The 19,831-nt window shown below is 72.1% G+C and carries 17 protein-coding genes; 11 read left to right on the forward strand and 6 right to left on the reverse strand.

Annotation, left to right across the window (positions count from 1 at the left end):
* Positions 1-161: 161 nt before the first annotated feature.
* The 9 genes from pseB (at position 162) to AB0M36_RS25820 (ending at position 9,471) form a co-directional block, all read left to right on the forward strand.
* Entirely contained in the window at positions 162-1,136 is a 975-nt protein-coding gene (pseB, locus tag AB0M36_RS25780) for a UDP-N-acetylglucosamine 4,6-dehydratase (inverting) (protein ID WP_364162376.1), read from the forward strand.
* Positions 1,136-2,260, forward strand: coding sequence for an aminotransferase class I/II-fold pyridoxal phosphate-dependent enzyme (locus AB0M36_RS25785; protein ID WP_364161811.1), 1,125 nt, complete (start codon positions 1,136-1,138; stop codon positions 2,258-2,260). The genes pseB and AB0M36_RS25785 overlap by 1 nt, the downstream gene beginning before the upstream one ends.
* Positions 2,261-2,264: 4 nt before the next feature.
* Complete coding sequence (locus AB0M36_RS25790; RefSeq protein ID WP_364161814.1) at positions 2,265-3,068, forward strand: hypothetical protein; 804 nt, start codon at positions 2,265-2,267, stop codon at positions 3,066-3,068.
* Positions 3,068-4,501 (forward strand): hypothetical protein, encoded by a 1,434-nt coding sequence (locus AB0M36_RS25795; protein ID WP_364161817.1) that lies wholly within the window; start codon positions 3,068-3,070, stop codon positions 4,499-4,501. Before AB0M36_RS25790 ends, AB0M36_RS25795 begins: the two co-directional genes overlap by 1 nt.
* A gap of 10 nt (positions 4,502-4,511) precedes the next feature.
* The gene (locus tag AB0M36_RS25800; protein WP_364161820.1) at positions 4,512-5,240 is read left to right on the forward strand and encodes an NTP transferase domain-containing protein; all 729 of its coding nucleotides are present in this window, start codon (positions 4,512-4,514) and stop codon (positions 5,238-5,240) included.
* Positions 5,237-6,292: a spore coat protein gene (locus tag AB0M36_RS25805; RefSeq protein WP_364161823.1), complete on the forward strand. Its 1,056-nt coding sequence runs from the start codon at positions 5,237-5,239 to the stop codon at positions 6,290-6,292. Before AB0M36_RS25800 ends, AB0M36_RS25805 begins: the two co-directional genes overlap by 4 nt.
* Before the next feature lie 104 nt (positions 6,293-6,396).
* Entirely contained in the window at positions 6,397-6,885 is a 489-nt protein-coding gene (locus tag AB0M36_RS25810) for a response regulator (RefSeq protein WP_364161826.1), read from the forward strand.
* A 75-nt stretch (positions 6,886-6,960) separates the two neighbouring features.
* Positions 6,961-8,397, forward strand: coding sequence for a DHA2 family efflux MFS transporter permease subunit (locus tag AB0M36_RS25815; protein ID WP_364161829.1), 1,437 nt, complete (start codon positions 6,961-6,963; stop codon positions 8,395-8,397).
* A gap of 30 nt (positions 8,398-8,427) precedes the next feature.
* Entirely contained in the window at positions 8,428-9,471 is a 1,044-nt protein-coding gene (locus tag AB0M36_RS25820) for a S66 peptidase family protein (protein WP_364161832.1), read from the forward strand.
* A gap of 9 nt (positions 9,472-9,480) precedes the next feature.
* Here AB0M36_RS25820 and AB0M36_RS25825 read toward each other — a convergent pair whose 3' ends face one another.
* Positions 9,481-11,442 (reverse strand): CapA family protein, encoded by a 1,962-nt coding sequence (locus tag AB0M36_RS25825; RefSeq protein WP_364161835.1) that lies wholly within the window; start codon positions 11,440-11,442, stop codon positions 9,481-9,483.
* Positions 11,439-12,614 (reverse strand): alanine racemase, encoded by a 1,176-nt coding sequence (alr, locus tag AB0M36_RS25830; protein ID WP_364161838.1) that lies wholly within the window; start codon positions 12,612-12,614, stop codon positions 11,439-11,441. The genes AB0M36_RS25825 and alr overlap by 4 nt, the downstream gene beginning before the upstream one ends.
* Positions 12,615-12,860: 246 nt before the next feature.
* Between alr and AB0M36_RS25835 the strand changes: the two genes are divergently transcribed.
* Positions 12,861-14,156: a hypothetical protein gene (locus tag AB0M36_RS25835; protein ID WP_364161841.1), complete on the forward strand. Its 1,296-nt coding sequence runs from the start codon at positions 12,861-12,863 to the stop codon at positions 14,154-14,156.
* Here the strand turns inward: AB0M36_RS25835 and AB0M36_RS25840 are convergent.
* The 4 genes from AB0M36_RS25840 to AB0M36_RS25855 form a co-directional block, all read right to left on the reverse strand.
* The gene (locus tag AB0M36_RS25840; protein ID WP_364161844.1) at positions 14,149-15,219 is read right to left on the reverse strand and encodes a D-alanine--D-alanine ligase family protein; all 1,071 of its coding nucleotides are present in this window, start codon (positions 15,217-15,219) and stop codon (positions 14,149-14,151) included. The two genes, AB0M36_RS25835 and AB0M36_RS25840, sit on opposite strands and share 8 nt — an antisense overlap.
* Before the next feature lie 94 nt (positions 15,220-15,313).
* On the reverse strand, positions 15,314-15,931 hold the full coding sequence (locus AB0M36_RS25845) for a TetR/AcrR family transcriptional regulator (RefSeq protein ID WP_364161847.1): 618 nt from the start codon (positions 15,929-15,931) through the stop codon (positions 15,314-15,316).
* A 66-nt stretch (positions 15,932-15,997) separates the two neighbouring features.
* On the reverse strand, positions 15,998-16,621 hold the full coding sequence (locus AB0M36_RS25850) for a response regulator transcription factor (protein WP_364161850.1): 624 nt from the start codon (positions 16,619-16,621) through the stop codon (positions 15,998-16,000).
* Between the two features lie 116 nt (positions 16,622-16,737).
* A complete protein-coding gene (locus AB0M36_RS25855) occupies positions 16,738-17,076 on the reverse strand; it encodes a hypothetical protein (protein WP_364161853.1) in 339 nt (112 codons plus the stop codon).
* A gap of 424 nt (positions 17,077-17,500) precedes the next feature.
* On the opposite strand from AB0M36_RS25855, the gene AB0M36_RS25860 reads away from it, so the two are divergent.
* Positions 17,501-19,828, forward strand: a complete 2,328-nt coding sequence (locus AB0M36_RS25860) for a BTAD domain-containing putative transcriptional regulator (RefSeq protein WP_364161856.1) — start codon at positions 17,501-17,503, stop codon at positions 19,826-19,828.
* Positions 19,829-19,831: the final 3 nt, after the last annotated feature.

The following is a 19,831-nucleotide window of genomic DNA, read 5'->3' on the forward strand; positions in this document are numbered from 1 at the left end:
AGCGGTGGCTACGGTGCGACCAATCGAAGCTGAACAAGGCGTGAATTGCCATCGCCATCTTTGCCAGCCCCTGGAATTGCGCGTGAGCATAGTTATGCTCCGCTGGCGAATGCTGCGAGGATCATTGCCCGCGCCGACCCCCGGGAGCTATCAGAATGAGTGTGTTGAGTGGATCGTCGATCCTGGTCACCGGCGCGACCGGCTCGTTCGGCAGGGCCTTCCTCGGCCATGCGCTGAAGCATCTGGACCCCCAACGCATCGTGGTGTTCAGCCGCGACGAACTGAAGCAGTACGAGGTCCGCCAGCTGTTCGGCGACGATCCGCGGCTGCGCTTCTTCCTCGGCGACATCCGCGACAAAGACCGGCTCGACCGGGCGATGCACGGCGTCGACCACGTCATCCACGCGGCGGCCCTCAAGCAGGTCGACACGGCCGAATACAACCCGTCGGAGTTCGTGGCGACGAACATCAACGGCTCACAGAACGTCATCGACGCGGCCATCAACGCGGGCGTGCAGCGGGTCGTCGCGCTCTCCACCGACAAGGCCTCCAGCCCGGTCAACCTGTACGGCGCCACGAAGCTCGTCGCCGACAAGCTGTTCATCGCGGGCAACCACTACGCCGCCACCCACCCCACCCGCTTCGCGGTCGTGCGCTACGGCAACGTGATGGGCAGCCGCGGCTCGGTCGTGCCGTTCTTCCGCAGGCTGAACGCCGAGGGCAAGAGCCTGCCGATCACCGACAAGCGGATGACCCGGTTCTGGATCACCCTCGAGCAGGCGGTCCGGTTCGTCGTGGACTCCTTCGACGTCATGCAGGGCGGCGAGCTGTTCGTGCCCCGCATCCCGAGCATGCGCATCCTCGACCTGGTCGAGGCGGTCGCGCCGGACGCGCCCACGCACGAGACCGGCATCCGGCCCGGCGAGAAGCTGCACGAGGAGATGATCGCCGCCGACGACAGCCGCCGGACGCTGCGCTTCCCGGACCGCTATGTGGTGCAGCCGGTCGTGGCGAGCTGGGGCTACCGCATCCCGCAGGGCGGCGAGCCGGTCGCCGACGGCTTCAACTACCGCTCCGACAACAACGACCTGTGGCTGGAGGTCGACGAGATGCGCGACCTCGTCGGAGACAAGTGATGCTGCCGTACGGGCGGCAGAACGTCACCGACGCCGACATCGAGGCGGTCAGCGCGGCGCTGCGAAGCGACTGGCTGACCACCGGTCCCCGAGTCGACGCGTTCGAGCGGGAGCTGGCCGCGGTCACGGGTAGCCCCTGCGTCACGGTCAGCAGCGGCACGGCGGCGCTGCACACGGCGTACGCGGCCGCCGGCATCGGGCCCGGCGACGAGGTCGTCACCACGCCAATGACCTTCTACGCCACCGCCGGCACCGCCTCGATGCTCGGCGCGACCGTGGTCTTCGCCGACGTCGAGGAGGACACCGCCAACCTTGACCCGTACGCCGTCGAGGCGGCCATCACCGGCCGAACACGGGCCGTCACGGCGGTCGACTACGCCGGCCACCCCGCCGAGTACGACACGCTCCGCAAGGTCGCGGACGGCGCCGGCGCGGTGCTGATCGCGGACGCGGCGCACGCCATCGGGTCGGCGTACCGGGGACGGCCGGTCGGGACGCTCGCCGACCTGACCACCTTCTCGTTCTTCCCCACCAAGAACCTCACCACCGGCGAGGGCGGCGCGGTCGCCTCCACCGACCCCGACCTGCTGCGGCGGGCCCGGGAGTTCCGCACCGTGGGTCTGGTGCGGGACCGGTCGCGGATGCGCCACCCGGATGAGGGCGCCTGGCACCAGGAGGTGCACGAGTTCGGCCTCAACTACCGGCTGCCCGACGTGCTCTGCGCGCTGGGCAGCTCCCAGCTGCGCCGGCTGCCGGTCTTCAAGGCGCGCCGGGCCCGGCTGAGCGCGCGCTACGACGAGTTGCTCGCGGACGCGCCGGGGCTACGGCTGCCGACGACCCGTGACCAGGTCGATCCGATGCGCCATCTCTATCCCGTACGCATCCTCGGCGGTCGCCGGCGCGAGGTGTTCGACCGGATGCGCGCGGCCGGCATCGGGGTGCAGGTCAACTACATCCCGGCGTACTGGCATCCGGTCTACGCGGACCTCGGCTACCGGCGCGGCATGTGTCCGAACGCGGAGGCCTTCTACGCCGAGCAGTTGTCCCTTCCGCTCTTCTCCGATCTCACCGACGCCGACCAGGAACGCGTCGTCGAGACGCTGCGCACCATTCTGGAGAGCTGAGACCGTGCACCACGCGAACCACTTCTACGGCCACGCACACGTGCTGGCCGCCTACTGCGGACTGGACCCGGACGATCCGCCGCGGATCAACGGCTATCTGCAACACGGCTGGAACGTGGTGGACGGGCTCGGCGCGGGCACGCCGTACGTCTCCGGTCGACCCATTTTCGTCTGGTCGGAACAGACCCGGCGGCGTGCCTGGTCGATGGGCCGCCGACACGCGACCGCCGTCGGTGCGCCGTTTCTCTACCTGCTCGCCGCGGAGCCGCGGCACGGGACGTCGCGCGAGGGCACGATCTGGTATCCGTTCCACGGCTGGGAGGGCCAGCACGTCGCCGGCGACCACCAGCGGTTGATCGACGAGATTCTCCGGACCGAGGACGGCCCGGTCACCTTCTGCCTCTACTGGCACGAATACCGCGACGGCCGCGTCCGCCGCCGCTACGAGCGGGCGGGCCGGGTGATCTGCCACGGCTACCGCGGCCAGCGTTGGCACGACACGGACACGCGGTTTCTGCACCGCCAGCTCGCCGAGCTGCGCCGGCATCGACGGGTGGCGTCCAACCGGCTCAGCAGCGCGGTGCTCTACGGCGCGGCGGCCGGGTGTGAACCCGCCGTCTACGGCGATCCCATGCACCTCGCCGGCGAGGTTCGCACGACCGCCGAGCGCATCCGCCGCCAGTGGCCCGAGCTGCATGGCGCGTTCCCGGACCCGGCGGCGGCCCGCGAGTCGGCCCGCGCCGAGCTGGGCGCCGACGTGCTCGCCTCCCCCGCCGAGCTGCGCGCGACCCTCGGTTGGCTCCGGTGATGCGGCACATCGGCGGTGAGATGGCCGGCTGGTCCGACCCGGCACCCGCCGGCGGGGCCGCGTACGGCTGCCTGATCGAGGCGCTGCGCCCGCTCGTGCCGCCGGGCGGCCGGGTGTTGGTGGCCGGCCCCCACGAGCCCGGCCTGATCGGGGCGCTGCCGGTGGGCGCGAACGTGACACTTCTGGTCCGCGGCGATCGCGACGCGCACCGCCTCGGCGACCGTCCCATCACCATCCTGTGCGGATCGCTGGCGAAACTCACCGGCACCTTCGACGTCGTCGTAGCCCTCGACGGGGTGACCCGGCTGTGCACGGTCGAGGGTCCGCAGTACGACTGGACCGACAGCGTCCGGGCGCTGCGCCGCGTCCTGCGACCCGGCGGAGCCCTGCTGCTCACCGTCGAGAACGAGCTCGGAGTGCACCGGCTGGTCGACCGGACCACAATCACCTCGGCGCGCACCGACTCCGACTGGCGCCCGGTGGGCGAATACGACACCAAGCCGGGCAGCCCCGCACGGCTGCGGGCACACCTCGCCGCGGAAGGATGGGCCGTGCCGTGGCTGGCCGCCGCCTGGCCGCTGCCGTCCGCACCCACCTTCGTGGCGGACGAGGCGACGCTGCGCGACGGTCCGGCGGGAGCGCTCTGCGCTGCCGCGTCCGTCGCGATGGGAGTCGCCTACGCCGGGCGGCCGGTGCTCAGCGATCCCCGCCGGCTGGCGGCGGCGGCGATCCGGGGCGGCCTCGGTGCCGAGCTGGCTCCCGCGCTGCTGGCGCTGGCCTTTCACGGTCCGGCGAGCCCGGTGGCCATGCCCTCGACCGTCTCCGGCGCCGGACCGCTGGCCGAGCTGCCGCCGGGGCGGTTGCTGGAGGAACTGCTGATCGGTGCGTGCCTGCGGCACGACCTGCCCACTATTCGGCGCCTGCTCACCGGATGGATGGCGCACCAGCCCGCAGCGACCGCGGACAACGTGCTCGTCGACGGCGACACGTTCGCGGTCTTCGACGCCAACCGCCTCGGGGTCGAGCCCACGCTGGCGATCCAACGGTTCGCGGCGACGCTGCTCGCCGGCGGTTACGAGCAGCCGTGGCCGGCAGCGGGCGACACCGCGTCGCTCACCGCCATCCTGCTGGCGGCCGCCGGACTGTCACCGGGCGCCGTGCCACCCACCGATCCGCTGCCCGCGCCTGACTCGCTGCGGGAACACGAGGATCGGGTGCGGCGCCTGGAGGAGCGGCTCGCCGACTCGGCGGCCCGGATCCGGCACGTCGAATCCGAACTGATCCAGCGCGACGGCGAGCTGCGCCGGGCTCGGCTGCGGATCGACATGTTCAGCGGTCGGGTGGGCTATCGCATCGCCCGGCTCGGCACGCGCGCCACCCGGCTCGGCGCACGCGCCGCCCGCAAGGCCTTCAGGCTCCTCAAGAACCGATAGGGACCCCCGCATGAGAATCGTCGGCGTCATCCAGGCCCGGATGGGCTCCCACCGCCTACCCGGCAAGGTGCTGCGGCGCCTCGGCGGTCGCACCGTGCTGGACCGCGTCGTCCGCGCCGCCCGCGACAGCGGCGTCGTCGACGAGCTGGTCGTGGCGACCACCATCGAGGAGCGCGACGACGCGGTGGTGGCGGAGTGTGCGGCGATCGGCGTCGCCGTCCACCGCGGGCCGGTCGACGACGTCCTCACCCGGTTCCTCGGCGTGCTCGACGGGCGTGGCGCCGACGCGGTGCTGCGCTTCACCGCCGACTGCCCGCTGCTCGACCCCGAGCTGATCAGGTTGGCGGCCGGTGTCTTCGCCGCGACACCGAACCTCGACTACCTGAGCACGTCGATCGCCCGTACGCTGCCGCGCGGTCTGGACGTGGAGATCGTGCGCACCGACGTGCTGCGACGGATCGACACCCTCGCCACCGCGCACCACCGCACGCACGTAACGTCCTATGTGTACTCACATCCGCACGATTTCGCTGTGCTAGGCCTGACGCTGCAACCGGATCTGTCGCAGCTGCGCCTGACCCTGGACACCGTGGATGACTGGCGGCTGATCGAGGCGGTCGTCGCGCACTTCGGTGACCGCCCGGTGCCGGTGCGCGTGCTCGCCGGTTGGCTCGCCGACCGCCCGGAGCTCGTCGGCCTCAACTCGCACGTCCGTCAGAAGGAGTTGACTCAGGCGTGAGCGCCAGGCTCACCGTCGGCATCCGCTGCGATGCGGGGCCGCGTACCGGCGTCGGCCATCTCGTCCGCTGCGTGGCCCTGGCCGAGGAGCTGACCGCCCGCGGGGTGGCCGTGCGCTTTCTCAGCGACCTGGGCGGACTGGAGTGGGCGGCGCGGCAGCTCGCCAGCCGCGGGCTGCCCCGGCATCCCGCACCCGACGATCCGGCCGGCCTGGTCGCGGCGGCCGACCGGCTCGGGCTGGACGCCGTCGTGGTGGACTCCTACGACCTCGCGCCCGAGCACTCCAGCACCCTGCGCGCGTCGGGGCGCACGGTGCTCGCGATCATCGACGGCGACCCGCGCGGCCAGCAGGCGGACCTCTACGTCGATCAGAACCTCGACGCCGAACTAGCCGCGCCGGAGCTGGCACCGGGCGCGATCCGGCTGGCGGGACTGAAGCATGCCCTGCTCCGTCGCGCGGTGCGGAGTCTTCGCCCTCCTGCCCCGCCGACCCGGGCCCACGGCACGCCTCGGGTGGTGGCGTTCTTCGGCGGCACGGACGCCTACCGGGCGGCGCCGGTGGCATGCCGGCTCCTGCTCCAAACCGGCGTCGACTTCACGGCCACGATCGTGGCGGCGGACGACGAGCTTCGCGCCGAGTTGCTCGCCCTGTCCCCCGCCGCCGGCCAGCGGCTGGAGGTCATCGAACCCACCGACGACCTGCCGAAGCTGCTCGCCGACGCGGACCTGGCGATCAGCGCGAGCGGCACCTCGACCTGGGAGCTGCTCTGCCTCGGCCTGCCGGCCGCGCTGCTGTGGGTGGTCGACAACCAGATCATCGGGTACGGCCGCACGACCGACCGCGGTCTCGCCGTGGGACTGGGCCGCCTGAGCGCCCTGCGCGACTCCGAAGGCGACGCGGCCGCCGCCGTCGACCTGCTGCGCGACCTGCTCGTGAACGACTCCACCCGGGCCGCGCTGGCCGCCCGCGCGTGGGCCGCCGTCGACGGCCAGGGCTGCTCGCGGGTCGTCGGCGCCCTGCTGACCGCCACGGCATCCCGGGAAGAAGTTTGACCGTTTTGTCCGGTGAGGCCTCGGCCACGCATAGAACGGCTAAGCAGCCGGCAGGGTGCGCCGAACAGTCGGGAGTACCCGAAACCCGGATGGAGGTGCCGCCTGTGCCCACCGTACTCATCGCCGATGACGAAGCCGACCATCGTGAACTTCTCACGCTCAGTCTGCACCGACTGGGACACGACGTGGTGGCGGTCGACGACGCCCCGGCCGCGGAGCGCGCCCTCGAGGCGGGCGGTATCGACGCCGTGCTGCTCGACGTACGGATGCCCGGCATGTGCGGCATCGAGCTGTGCCGCCGGCTGCGGCGGGACCCCGCCACCGCCCACCTGCCGATCATGCTGCTCAGCGCCGACGTCTACGGCGACCGGATCCAGGCCGGGATCGCCGCCGGGGCCGACGACTACCTGACGAAGCCCTACCCCCGGTCGGAACTCGAGACCCGCCTCGACGCGGTGCTGCGGCGCCGCACCCGGTCCGTCACCGCGACCGCGTCGGCTGCCACCGCCGCCCTGCTCGCCGCCCGCGCCGCCCTTCCGAGACCCGTGGCCGCGCCCGCGTTCACGGAGCGACCGCTGCGCCGGACGGCCTGACCGCCGCGCCGATCCGCGTGCCCTGACCTCCGCTTTGACCCCGGACGGCCGGACCGAGCGCGTACTGTCGCAGCCATGGCTCAAGGTCCGGTGCGCTACGACAGCGCCGGCGGGCGCTGGGTGCTGGTGGCGACCGTGCTCGGCTCGAGCCTCGCCTTCATCGACGGCACCGTGGTCAACATCGCGCTCCCCGCGATCGGCCGGGACTTCGACGCCGACGCGGCGGGTCTGCAATGGACCGTCAACGGGTACGCCCTCAGCCTCGCCGCCCTCATCCTGCTCGGCGGCTCCCTCGGCGACCGGTACGGCCGCAAGCGCGTCTTCGCGGTCGGCGTGGCCTGGTTCGCGGCGGCGTCGCTGCTGTGCGGCCTCGCCCCCACGATCGAGCTGCTCATCGGCGCCCGCGTGCTCCAGGGCATCGGCGGCGCCCTGCTGACCCCCGGCGCGCTGGCCATCCTCGAGGCGTCGTTCGTGCCCGAGGACCGTTCGAGGGCCATCGGCGCCTGGTCCGGCCTCGGCGGCATCGGCGGCGCGCTGGGGCCGTTCCTCGGCGGCTGGCTGGTCGAGGTCGCACACTGGCGGCTCATCTTTCTGATCAACGTCCCGATCGCGGCGCTGGTGCTCCTGGTGACCGCCCGGCACGTCCCCGAGTCTCGGAACCCGTCGGCGGCGCGCGAGCTCGACGTGACAGGCGTGCTGACCGGAATGGCGGGGCTGGGCGGCCTCACGTACGGCTTCACCGCCTGGCCGAGCCAGGGCCCGGGCAGCCCGACGGTGCTGGTATCACTCGGCGTCGGCGCGCTCGGCATGGCCTGGTTCGTCATCGCCGAGCACCGGTCCCCCCATCCGATGCTGCCGCTCACCCTCTTCCGCGCGAAGGCCTTCACCGGCGCCAACCTGGTGACGTTCCTCGTGTACGCGGCCCTCGGCGGCGTGTTCTTCCTGGTCGTGCTGAACCTGCAGGTCGTCGCCGGCTTCAGCCCGCTCGCCGCGGGCCTGGCGCTGCTGCCGGTCACGGTGCTCATGCTGCTGCTCTCGGCCCGGGCCGGCGCGCTCGGGCGACGGATCGGTCCCCGGATCCCGATGACCGTCGGCCCGCTGATCTGCGCGGCGGCCCTGGTGTGGCTGTCCAGGATCGGCCCGGGCGCGTCGTACCCGACGGAGGTGCTGCCGCCGGTGATCGTCTTCGGCCTGGGCCTGTCGCTGCTGGTGGCACCGCTGACCGCGACGGCCCTGGGCGCCCTGGACGACGCCCACGCGGGCATCGCCAGCGGAGTCAACAACGCGGTGGCGCGGGCGGCGGGCCTGCTCGCGGTCGCGGTGCTGCCGCTGGCGGCGGGCATCGGCACGGGCGACCTGACCGACCCGGCCGCGCTGGCGCCGACGTACCGGGCGGCGATGCTGATCTGCGCCGCCCTGATGGTCGCCGGCAGCGTGCTCGCCATGATCCTCGTGCCCGGCCGGCTGCCCCGAGACGCGTCTCAGGCTGGGTCTACGGCCGGGCAGCAATAGGACGCCGTTCCCGTTTGCTTCAATACCGGCATGCGTCCCGACCTGATCTCCCCACCGAAGCTCGCCCCCGGCGACCGGGTAGCGGTCCTCTCGCCCTCCTTCGCCGCACCCGCCGAGTTCCCGGCGGTGCACGAGCGCGGCGTGCAGCGCCTGCGGGAGGAGTTGGGGCTGGAGCCGGTCGAGTTCCCCACCACCCGGCGGCACTCGTCGCCGCGGGAGCGGGCCGTCGACCTCATGGCCGCCTATGCCGATCCGAGCATCCGGGCCGTCTTCGCGACCATCGGCGGTGACGACCAGATCACGGTGCTGCGGCACCTCGACCCGGCGCCGTTCCTGGCCGACCCCAAGCCGTTCTTCGGATATTCGGACAACACCAACCTGCTCAACTGGCTCTGGCATCACGGCGTGGCCGGCTACCACGGAATGTCCACCATGGTGTATTTCAGCCGTGCCGCCGGCGTGGGGCCCGAAATCTCGGCGTCACTGCGGGCGGCCCTCTTCGACGGCGGCGACCTGGTGATCACGCCGGTCGACACGTTCAGCGAGGAAGAACTGGACTGGGCCGATCCGATCGCCCTCACCGGCTCCGCGCCGTCGTACCCGAGCCCCGGCCGGGTGTGGCACCGCGCGGACCGGGTGGTGAGCGCGCCGACCTGGGGCGGCAACCTGGAGATCCTGCACTGGACGCTGGCGACGAACCGGTGGGTCCGGCCGGTCGAGGACTACGCCGGGTGCGTGCTGCTGCTGGAGACCTCCGAAGACCTGCCGTCCGCGACCGAGGTGTTCCAGACCTTGCGCGACTTCGGCGAGCGTGGGCTCCTCGAGCAGTTCCCGGCCGTCCTGATGGGCACCGCGAAGGCCACGTCGCTCGGTGACGTCCGGTCGCTGGAGCAGCGGGCCGCCTACCGGGAGCAGCAGCGGGAGGCCGTGCTGAAGGCATTCGCGGCATATCACCCCGAGGCGATGATCACCTTCGGCGTGGACTTCGGGCACACCGACCCGCAGTGGGTGCTCCCGTACGGAGGCCGGATCACCGTCGACGGCCCGGCGCGCACGATCACCGCGCACTACTGAGCGCCGCGCTCACTGTCCACCATCTACCGGACCGAGCTTGGCACATGAGCGAAGAGCGGTGAAGTTGTCACGGGCGATCCCCGCGCGCCATCCGGTGACCGCGGTGGGTTGTCCGGTGTCCGAGACGACCGTCGGGAGGAATTCCGAACGCACCACCGTCCGCTTGCGTACGGTCAGCTTCAACACCCCCGAGCGGGCACTGTGCGGCGCGAACAGTCCCGAGCTGTACCACAGGAAATTGCCGAGACCGTACGCGACGTAGGCGTTTCCGGTCCGTCCCGCGCCCTGCAGCACGTGGGCGTGCGCGCCCACGATGATGTCCGCCCCGGCGCCGACGAGGGCGGCGGCGAAGTCGACCTGCCGGCGGTCCGGGCAGCGGTCGCCCTCGGTTCCCCAATGGGGGAGCACGACGACCAGGTCGTTGGCGGCACGTGCGTCCCGCACCGCCGTCAGCGCCCGGTTCTCGTCGAAGGCCATCGCGAGCCCGGCCCGGTCCGGCCGGGCCGCCCACTGCTCGGCGAGGTCGTCCACCTGGTTGAAGGCCAGCACCGCGATCCTGACTCCCCGCACCGTGCGGCGCCAGGGCTGGTACGCCTCAGCGTCGCGCCCGGCGCCGACGGTGCCGAGTCCACCGCGGCGGGCGGCCGCGAGAGTGTCGGCCAGACCTTGCCGCCCGTAGTCGAGGCTGTGGTTGTTGGCGAGCGATACGGCGTCGACGCCCGCGGCCTTCAGCGCCGGGACCGCGCCGTCTCGCGCCCGGAACAGGTAGCGCTTCGGTTCGGGCGTACCGCGCCCGGTGATTGGCGTCTCCAGGTTGACGAATGTCAGATCACCGTCGGCGAGGTCTTTGGCCACCGGACCGAACGCCGTCGCGGGATTGTCGAGAAGCTTGTCCACCCGGCCCTCGAAGTGCACGTCACCGGCGAAGACCAGGGTCACCTCCGGACCGGTGGGCGGTTCGCCGGGCGCGCATCCGGTCGCGGCGAGCAGCAGCACGACAGACACCAACGAGGTGAGCCGCCGGCGGCCGAGGGCGCCGAGGACCAGTCCACCGGCCACGATTCCCGCGGTCAGCACCACGGGCCAGGCCACCGCCACCGCGAGCTGCACGGCGGACCCCCGCGCCGAAAGCCGCGACAGCAACACCGCGTCCACTACACAAAGGACAGGAACAAGAAGCAAATACGCGGGTACGGCCGCGGCACCCATCGCCGCCAGGAGTCGCCCCCGGGCCATTGCCGCCACGGTCAGGCCGAAGGGCAGCGCCGCCAACCCGGCCACGACGACGGCCGTCCCCTGGGGAATCCGGTCCACTCCGAGCACCGAGGCACCGGCCACCGCGACCGCGCCGCGCAGCACGAGGTTCCGCCGGGACGCCCCGGCGACCAGCCGGTCGATTTGAGTGAAGCGCAGCCCGACGGCGAGGAACACCGCGTACGTCGCCGTCGTGGTCAGCGGGGTCGCCGCCGCGAGGAGCGTGACGAGCGCCGCGGCCGGAACGCGCCGGGCCGCCTTCGCCAGCACCGGGAAGAGCGCCAGCACGTAGAGCAATGACAGCTCCGGCGGCGGCAGAAGCACGATGGTGACGAGCTCGCGGAGATCCCTGGCCGGCACGCCGGTGAGTCCGGGGTTGTAGCGGCGCAGTAGCACGAGCGTGACGGCCAGCCAGACCAGGTGCACCGCCAGGCAGGGTGCCACCCAGGTGAGCAGCAGTCGGCGCCACGGCATTGCGACGAGCCGGGCCGAGCGGCGCCCGAGCAGCACGAGGAAGAGCGAGGCCCCCAGCATTCCCGCGATCCCGCCGACCGCCCACCACACCACCGGGATCGGCGGGTCGATGACCCATTCGATCTGCAGGTAGTGGTGCGCGACGACGTACTGCACGACGGCGCCACACACCCCGATGCCAGCCGCCGTGGCCAAGGCACCGCCCGGACGCATCGCCGGATCGTCCGGGCCGGTTGTCGTCACCGGCGGCTCTCGGCGGGCGGCGGCGCCGTGGCGTGCTGCTCATACCGGCGGGACACCCGCGCGCCGACGCCGGTGAGAATCTCGTGCGGATTGGTGTCGGCCCAGCCGGCCCAGTCGTCGGCGGTCGGCTCGCCGTCGTCGCCGGGGCCGAACATGACGGCGTACTCGCCGGCACGGACCGGCAGGTCGCCGACGTCCAGGACGACCTGGTCCATGCTGACCCGCCCGGCGATCGGGCAGCGCACGCCGCGGACCGCCATCGACGCCCGCCCGGCCGCCTGGCGCGGGATGCCGTCGGCGAAACCCAGCGGGACGAGTGCGAGCGTGGTCTCCCGCTCGGTGACGAAGTCGGGGCCGTACGAGACGCCGGTGCCCGCCGGCACCCGCTTGGTGAGCAGGATCTGGGCGCGTACGGTCATCGCCGGCCGCAGGCCGAAACGGCGACCCGGCACCGGCTCGATGCCGTAGAGGGCGATCCCCGCACGTGACAGGTCGTAGCGGGCCTGTGGCAGCTGCAGCGCCGCGGCGGAGTTGGCGAGGTGCACGATCGGCGGATCGAGCCCCGCGGCGATGGCCGCCTGCCGCCCGAGTTCGAACTCGCGGAGCTGGGTGTGCAGGCCGGGGTCGTCCGGGTTCTCGGCGTTGGCCAGGTGTGACCAGAGGCCGCGGACGTGCAGCAGCCCGGCGTGGGCGAACTTCCGTGACCAGGCGAGGAGCTGTGCCCACTCCTCGGCGGGCGCTCCACCGCGGGACATCCCGGTGTCGAGCTTGAGGTGGACGTTCGCGACCGTTCCGGTGCGCTCGGCAGCACCCGCGAGCGCCTCCAGCGCCTCCACGGCGCCGACGGAGACGTCGACCCCGGCCTCGAGGACCTCCTCGAACGTCTCGGCCGGCGAATACAGCCAGAGCAGGATCGGGGCGGTCAGCCCCCGGGCGCGCAGCGCCAGCGCTTCGGCCGCCGAGGCCACGCCGAGCCAGGTGGCGCCGTGGCGCAGCGCCGTACGCGCGACCTCTTCGGCGCCGTGACCGAAGCCGTCGGCCTTGACCACCGCCATCAACCCGGCCGTGCCGGCCGTCTCGGCGAGCATGGCGGTGTTGTGGGCGATCGCGGTCAGGTCGACGACGGCTTCCGCCATCGTCGTCGCCGTCGCGGCCTGCGAGGAAATCGACACTCGGCGCATGCTGGCGGACGACCCTGTTCATTCTGAAGACCATTTACTGGTCAATCGGCCGCCGTCACCGACAGTTTCCGGATCGCCACTCATTTGCTATACGGCACCATGATGACGGGTCTGTGGGCTCGATTGACGAAAACAAGACATGTGGACGGGAAGAATGGCACGACGACGCGGGCCTCATGCCGAGTGGCCCTGATCCGGGAAGGTTCGCTGCCAGGCATGGTTCGTGAGGAGCAAGCGGTGACGCGGCTGGAGGAATACCTTCGGTCCGCCCGCAATCGCGCCTTTGTCGGCCGGACGGCCGAGATGGGCGCATTCCGCTCTGCTCTGGCCGGTGATGCCGTTTTCACCGTGTTGTGGCTGCACGGCGCCGGCGGCACGGGCAAGACGACGCTGCTGCGGCGTTACGCGGTGGAGGCGGAGCGGGCCAACCGCCAGGTCGTGCGGGTCGACCGGTTCGAGCCCGGCGGCATGATCTCGGCGTTGCTGGCCGCGGTCCCCCCGATCCCGGCCGGTGCGTCGGGCCCGGTGGTGCTCGTCGACGAATTCGAGCACTGGCAGTCGGTGGAGTGGTGGCTGCGCGAGGAGTTCCTGCCCGGCCTGCCGATGGGCACCGTCGTGGTGCTCGCCGCCCGCACCCCGCCGGGCGTCGAGTGGACCGCCGACCCGGGCTGGAACGAGGTCCTGCGCGTCCACGAGGTGGGCGAGCTGTCCCCGGCCGAGGCCGAGATGCTGCTCGACCGGTACGCGGTCCCCCGCCGGCGCCAGCCGTTCCTCGCCGGGCTGGCCGGCGGCAATCCGCTCGCCCTGCGCCTCGCGGTGGAGGCGGCCGGCGCCGACAAGGACGACGACGAGATCCGCCTCTGGCTGGCGCAGGCCGTGGTGCGGCAGGTCGTCGGCGAGCTGCCCTCGGCGGCACACCGGCACGCCCTCGAGATCTGCGCGTACGCGGAGACGACCACCGAGATGCTGCTGCGCGCCACGGTCGCCGAGGCGGACGCCGTCGACCTGTTCCGGTGGCTCTGCGAGCTGCCCTACGCCGAAAGCGGCGCCAGCGGAGTCCGGGTGCTCCCGTTCGTCCGCAACGCGGTCCGGACCGAGTTGCAGTGGCGCGACCCCGTGCGGCACGAGGCCGTCCTGGCCCCCCTCGGGGAAACCGCCACGATCGAGTCCCTGCCCCGCACCGACTTCGACACGGCGGTCCGCGACGCGTTGCGCTCCTGGCGTCGGCCGGACCTGCTCGCGGACAACCCGCTGGTACACAGCCGGATGGTGGCCGCCTCGCCGGCAGCCCCCGAGCCGGTGGCAGCGCTGCGCGACGTTCTCCAGTCCACTCTGGAAACCCTCGGCGAGGATCCGCGGCAGGGTAAGCAGCACCGGGCGCTGATCGCCACCTACCTCGGCGGCGCCCCCACTCAGGAGGCGGCCGCGGAGCGGCTCGGACTGCCCTTCAGCACATACCGGCGGCACCTCAACCGGGGCCTCGAAGTGTTGTGCAGCCTGCTGTGGCGCCGCGAGTCGACCGGACTCAGCTGACCGACGCGGGCCTGCGGTTCTCCGCCAGCGCGGTGGCGATCAACAGATCGAGCAGCTCCGGGTACGACGTGCCGGCCGCCCGCCACATGCGCGGGAACTGCGACATCGCGGTGAGTCCCGGCATGGTGTTGACCTCGTTGACGGTCAGTCCCCGGTTCGGGTCGACGAAGAAGTCGACCCGCAGCAGGCCGGCGCAGCCGAGCGTGCGGAAGACCCGCACGGCCTCGGCGCCGAGCCACTCGGTGGTGTCCGGATCGAGGTCGGCGGGGACGACGAACTCGGTGCGTCCCGCGCGGTACTTGGCGTCGTAGTCGAAGAAGCCCTCGTCGGTGACCCGGATCTCCAGCGGCGGGCTCGCGACCAGCCGGCCGTCCGGCAGCTCGAGCACGCCCACGTCGATCTCGCGTCCCGGCACGCCGGCCTCGACGAGCACCTTGCCGTCGCAGAGCCGGGCCGCCTCGACGGCGGCGGGCAGGTCGGCCCAGTCGTCCACCCGCGAAACGCCGATGCTCGACCCCCCACGGGCCGGCTTGACGAAGGCGGGCAGGCCCAGCCGACCACGCTCGGCCGCGGTCACGGCTTCGTTCTCCGCGCGCAGCACGACACCGTCGGCCACGGCGATGCCCTCCGCGGCGAGGATCTTCTTGGTGAACTCCTTGTCCATGGAGGCCGCGCTGGCCAGGACGCCGCTGCCCACGTACGGGATGCCGGCCAGTTCCAGCACGCTCTGCACCGTGCCGTCCTCGCCGTACGGGCCGTGCAGGATCGGCATGACGACGTCGACGTCGCGCAGGGCCTCCAGGGCGCGGAACAGGCTCTCGATCAGGGTGGGCCGCCAGCCGTCCGGCTCCGGGGTCATCGCCCGCAACGCCGCCTCGTCGACGCTCGCGGTGGCCCGGTCGGTGCCGACGATCCACTCACCCTCGACGGTGATGCGGACCGGCACCACCTCGTACCGGCCGCGGTCGAGGCTCTGCACCACGCTGGCCGCCGACTGGCAGGAGACGTCGTGTTCGGTGCTGCGCCCGCCGAAGAGAACCGCTACTCGGACCGTTGGGGGCACGTCGCATCACTCCACGCTGGGTTTCTCGCCGACCGGGCAGGGCATGCCCTGGGCGTGGATCGTGCGGCATCCGGCTGCTCATCCGGAAGGTCAGTTACTGATCAATCGCGGCGAGCGCCCGCAGCTCGGCGGCGAAGATCAGGTCCGGGTCGAGGCCCATCGACCGGAAGTTGCCCTCGATCTCCAGGCTCACGAGGCCGTGCAGCCGACTCCACGCGGTGATCGCGCGCAGCACCACGGCCGGGTCCGCCTGCCCGTCGTGGGCGGCGAGCTGCCGGGCCAGCGCCGGCTCCGGCTCGGGACCCGGGCCGACCGCCGCGAGCAGGACCTTCATCGCCTGCTGGGCGGCCGAGACCAGGCGCGGATCGTGCGCGTCGTAGCCGGGCAGCGGCGCGGCGAACAGCAGCCGGTAGCGGTGCGGCTGGGCGATCGCCCAGGACCGGTACGCCGCCGCCAGGTCGTCCTGTCGGCGGGGGACGGCCGCGATGGCGGCGGTCAGGTCCGCGTACGCATCCAGGATCAGCTCCGTGAGCAGCGCGTCTCGGCTGTCGAAGTATCGGTAGAGAGCCGGGCCGGAGACGCCCAGTTCCTTGGCGATCGCGTTGAGCGAGAGCGCCTGCGGCCCGCCCTCGGCGAGCTGCCGCAGCGCCGCCTCCTTGACCTCCTGGCGCATCTGCGCCCGGAAGCGATCGCGGATCCCACTCGAAGCCATGCCACGACGCTACAACCCTTGCCCCGGGCAACACCCTCTAGCAGTCGAGGACCGCCGGACAACGCGTCAGATCATGCCGGTACGCAGCGCGTAGGCCACAGCGTGTGACCGGTTGCGCAGCTTGAGCCGGTGCGTGAGGCCGTAGATCACGTTCTTGACGGTGCGCTCGGAGTAGCAGAGCTCGCCGGCTATCTCACTGGTGTCGAAGCCGTCCGCCATCAGCCGCAGCACGTCGATCTCCCGGGGTGTGAGGCCGGAGGCGTTCAGCCCGTGCGGGGTGAGCACGTCACGCTGCAGCCGCTCGATGTGCTTGAGCAGCTCGCCCACGAGGTTCGGCGGCATGACGCCGCCACCGGCCGCCGCGGCCATCACGCAGTGCACCAGCCGGTCGGCGGTGACCGCCGAGCGGGGCAGCACCGCGACCACCCGGCACTCGACCACGGTCAGCAGTTCCGTCTCGTTGATCTCGTTGGTGATGAGCACGACCGGGGCGCCGATCTCGGCGGCCGAGCGGCGCAGGGCGGCGACGACCTCTGTGGTCAGCCGGTCTGTCGACACGACGAGCACCTTGGCCGAGGCACGCTCGGCGGCGGGCAACAGCACCAACCCCGGGCGCGAGGAAAGAAAGCTGGCCAGCCCGGCTTGGCTGACCGCGTCCATCGCCTGCAGGGCGACGCTGACCTGCTCCACTGCTACCTCCGCTAGCTCGATCCGCGGAGCAAGTCTGAAGGAGGTGGCCTTCAGGAAATCTTCACGACACCTTCATGGCCCGCCGTCCGCCGTGAAGATTCATGCATCGGCGCAGGTCACTGCGGTTCTGTCCGCATGCTGGCGCGGCGCAGCGCCTGGATGTACTTCGGCAGTTCCGTCGCCGCCCGCTCCAACTGCCCCGGCGCGAGTTGGTCGACGAAGACGGCGTCCACCACGTCCTGCATCAGTTCGTCCGGCAGCTCGCCGACCCGTCGCGCGGGCAGCTGTTGCCAGATGCGGATCACCCGCAACCTGGAGCGGATCTGGGCCAGCGTGCGCTCGAGGTCGGCGATCACCTTGTCGGCGCAGGCGGCGTCCACGACCAGGCGCCCCTCCGTGGCCAGGGTGAGGAAAAGCTCCCCGGCGAAGGGAAGCGGAGAGGTGTCTCCACTCATGCATTCCCCTCCCGGTGAGAGCCGCTGCCCGCGAGTCCACCAGAACCGGCCGCCGCACCGAAACCCCTCGTTGCCCGAAGTGCCCCCCGCGACCGTCATCTTTGCCCCGGACGTCGGATTCGCCCTCGCGCGGGGCGATAATCAAACGGTGAATATCGATAGGTGGGTCAACAGAGAATCATGAATAAAGCTCACGACGGATGCGCAAACTATCGATGCCGGCGATATGATTGCCGGCGCGTGCCACCTGATCGGTTTGCGGGCATCGGCTAGAAACGACCCGTAAAGCGGCACGGCAGCGGTTCCATCTGACGGGGGAACGTCGGAGGGCGGAGGACGAAGGTCGTACGTTCGACCCGCCGAGCTGTCGGGAGCAATCCCACGACCACGAGATTGGGTAGCGATGGCGGCAGCGCATGAAGGCATGGACCTTCGCCTGCTAGGCCCCGTCCGGGCATGGCGGGACGAGGCCGAACTCCCGCTCGGTTCGGCGCGACGCGCGGCGGTCCTCGCCGTTCTGGCCCTCCACGCCGGTCACGCCGTCTCCCGGCAACAACTCGTCACCGCACTGTGGGGAGACGATTCGCCGGCGAGTGCCATCGGCAATGTCTACACGTACGTGTCCACGCTGCGCCGAGTGCTCGAACCGGGCCGTGACCGGTGGTCGGCGGGACAGCTGCTCACCTCCGGCGGCGGCGCGTACTGCTTGCACGTCCGCAAAGAAGACGTCGACGTGTTCCGTTTCGAAGCCCTGCGCGAGGAGAGCCGCCGGCACCGGGCCACCGCCGACCGGCAGGCCGAGCTGACCGCGTTGGAGGCCGCACTGCGGCTGTGGCACGGCGAGGCCCTGTCCGGCCTGCCCGGACCGTACGCCGAGGCCCAACGCCTGCGCCTGACCGAGCTGCGGCTGGCCACCGCCGAACGCCACGCCGCTCTCCTCATGGAGTTGGGGCGCAACGACCAGGCAGTTGCCGCGCTGCGCGCGTTGGTCGACGCGTACCCGTTGCAGGAGACGCTGCACGGCATGCTGATGACCGCGTTGCAGGCCACCGGCCGCCAGGCCGAGGCGCTGCGCGTGCACGACGACCTGAGCCGGGTGCTGCGCGAGGAGACCGGCACCGAGCCGAGCGCACCCCTGCGCGCCATGCGCCGGCGGATCCTCACCGCCACCCGGGAGCAACCTGCGGCTCCGCGGCCGATGAGCGTCCCGACCCCGGCCGGCGACCCGGTGACGCTGGTGGGCCGCGACGCCGAGCTCGACCTGCTGCGGTGCGCGGTGGCCAACGTCGCCGCCGGCCACGGTCGCGGCATCCGGGTCGAGGGCGCACCCGGGCTGGGCAAGTCGGCGCTGCTGACCGTGGCGCTGCGGGCCGGGCTGCCGCGCGGCTGCCGCGTCGGCTGGGGTGCCGGCGACGAGCTCGCCCGCCGCATGCCGCTCGGCGTCCTGCTGGAGTGCATGGAGTCGGCGATGTCCGGTGACTCCCCGCGAGAGCTGGTGCGCCGACTCTTCATGGTGGCCGCTGACGCCATCGACGGACCGCACCCGCGGACGGTGGAACGCGCCGTCGACCTGGTCCGCCAGGCGGCCACCGCGTCACCGCTGATCCTCGTCGCCGACGACCTCCAGCGCGCGGACCCGACCACGCTGCGAGTCTGGAGTGCACTGCACGAGCTGACCGACGAACTGCCGCTCCTGCTGGTGGCGTCCGCCCGACCCGGCTCCCCGGAATTGCTCGGAATGCCGGCTGACAACGTCGTCACGCTCGCCCCATTGGCGCCGGAGCAGGCGGCCGCGCTGGTGCGCGCGATCGCACCCGGGCTGCGGGGACCTCAGTCGCTGCGCCGGCTGCTCGCCGACGCCGGTGGCAACCCCTACTACCTGCGCCACCTCGCGACGAGCGCGCGCGATCGCGGCGACTACCGCGACGGCCCCTCGCCCGAGCTCGTGGCCGCGGTGAACGCCCACCTCGCGACGTTCGGCGAGAGCACCCGCCACATCCTGCGGGCTTGCGCGTTCCTCGGCGGCGCCTGCACCCTCACCGAGGCGGCCTCGGTCACCGGACGGACCGCCGACGACCTCGCTCGCGCCGTCGCACCGGCACGGGCCGCGGGCGTGCTGACCAACGAGCCCGGCACCCTCGCCTTCCGCCACCGCGTCGTGGCGCGGGTGCTGCACGAAGGCACCCCGGCGGCGTTGCGCATCATGCTGCACCGGTCCTTCGCCGAGAAGATCGCCGAGTTCGGCGGCCCACCCGAGAAGGTGGTCGCGCAGTTGCTCGCCGGCCCGGTGCCGCTCGACGCGGGCGTAAGCCGCTGGCTGATCCAGCACGTCGGGCAGCTCGCCGTGCGCGCGCCCCAGGCGGCGCTCACCATGCTGCGCCGGGTGCGCTCGGAGTTCACCCTCGACGAGACCACCCGGCTGCACCTGACCGCCTGGCTGGCCCGGCTGCTCTACGGACAGGGCGAGAACGCGGTCGTGGACGCGGGCTGGGTGGTCGCCCGAACGACCAATATGGACCTGGAAGCCGAGATGCAGTGGATCATCGCGTGCTGCCACGACCGGCACCGCGATCACGCCGCGGCCGCCGAGGTGGCCCACGCCGCGCTCAGCGCCCGCCGATATCCGGAGCATTGGCTCGGCCGGTTCCGGCTGCTGATCGCCCGGCTCCGACCTCATCTTCCCGGCGAGCCAACCGCGCCGGAACTGAGCAGGTCAGAGTTGTTCGGGGACTACGTTCCCGTCGCCCGCTGAACA

Origin of the sequence: Actinoplanes sp. NPDC051346, assembly GCF_040682215.1 — a bacterium.
In the GTDB taxonomy this organism is placed as follows: domain Bacteria; phylum Actinomycetota; class Actinomycetes; order Mycobacteriales; family Micromonosporaceae; genus Actinoplanes.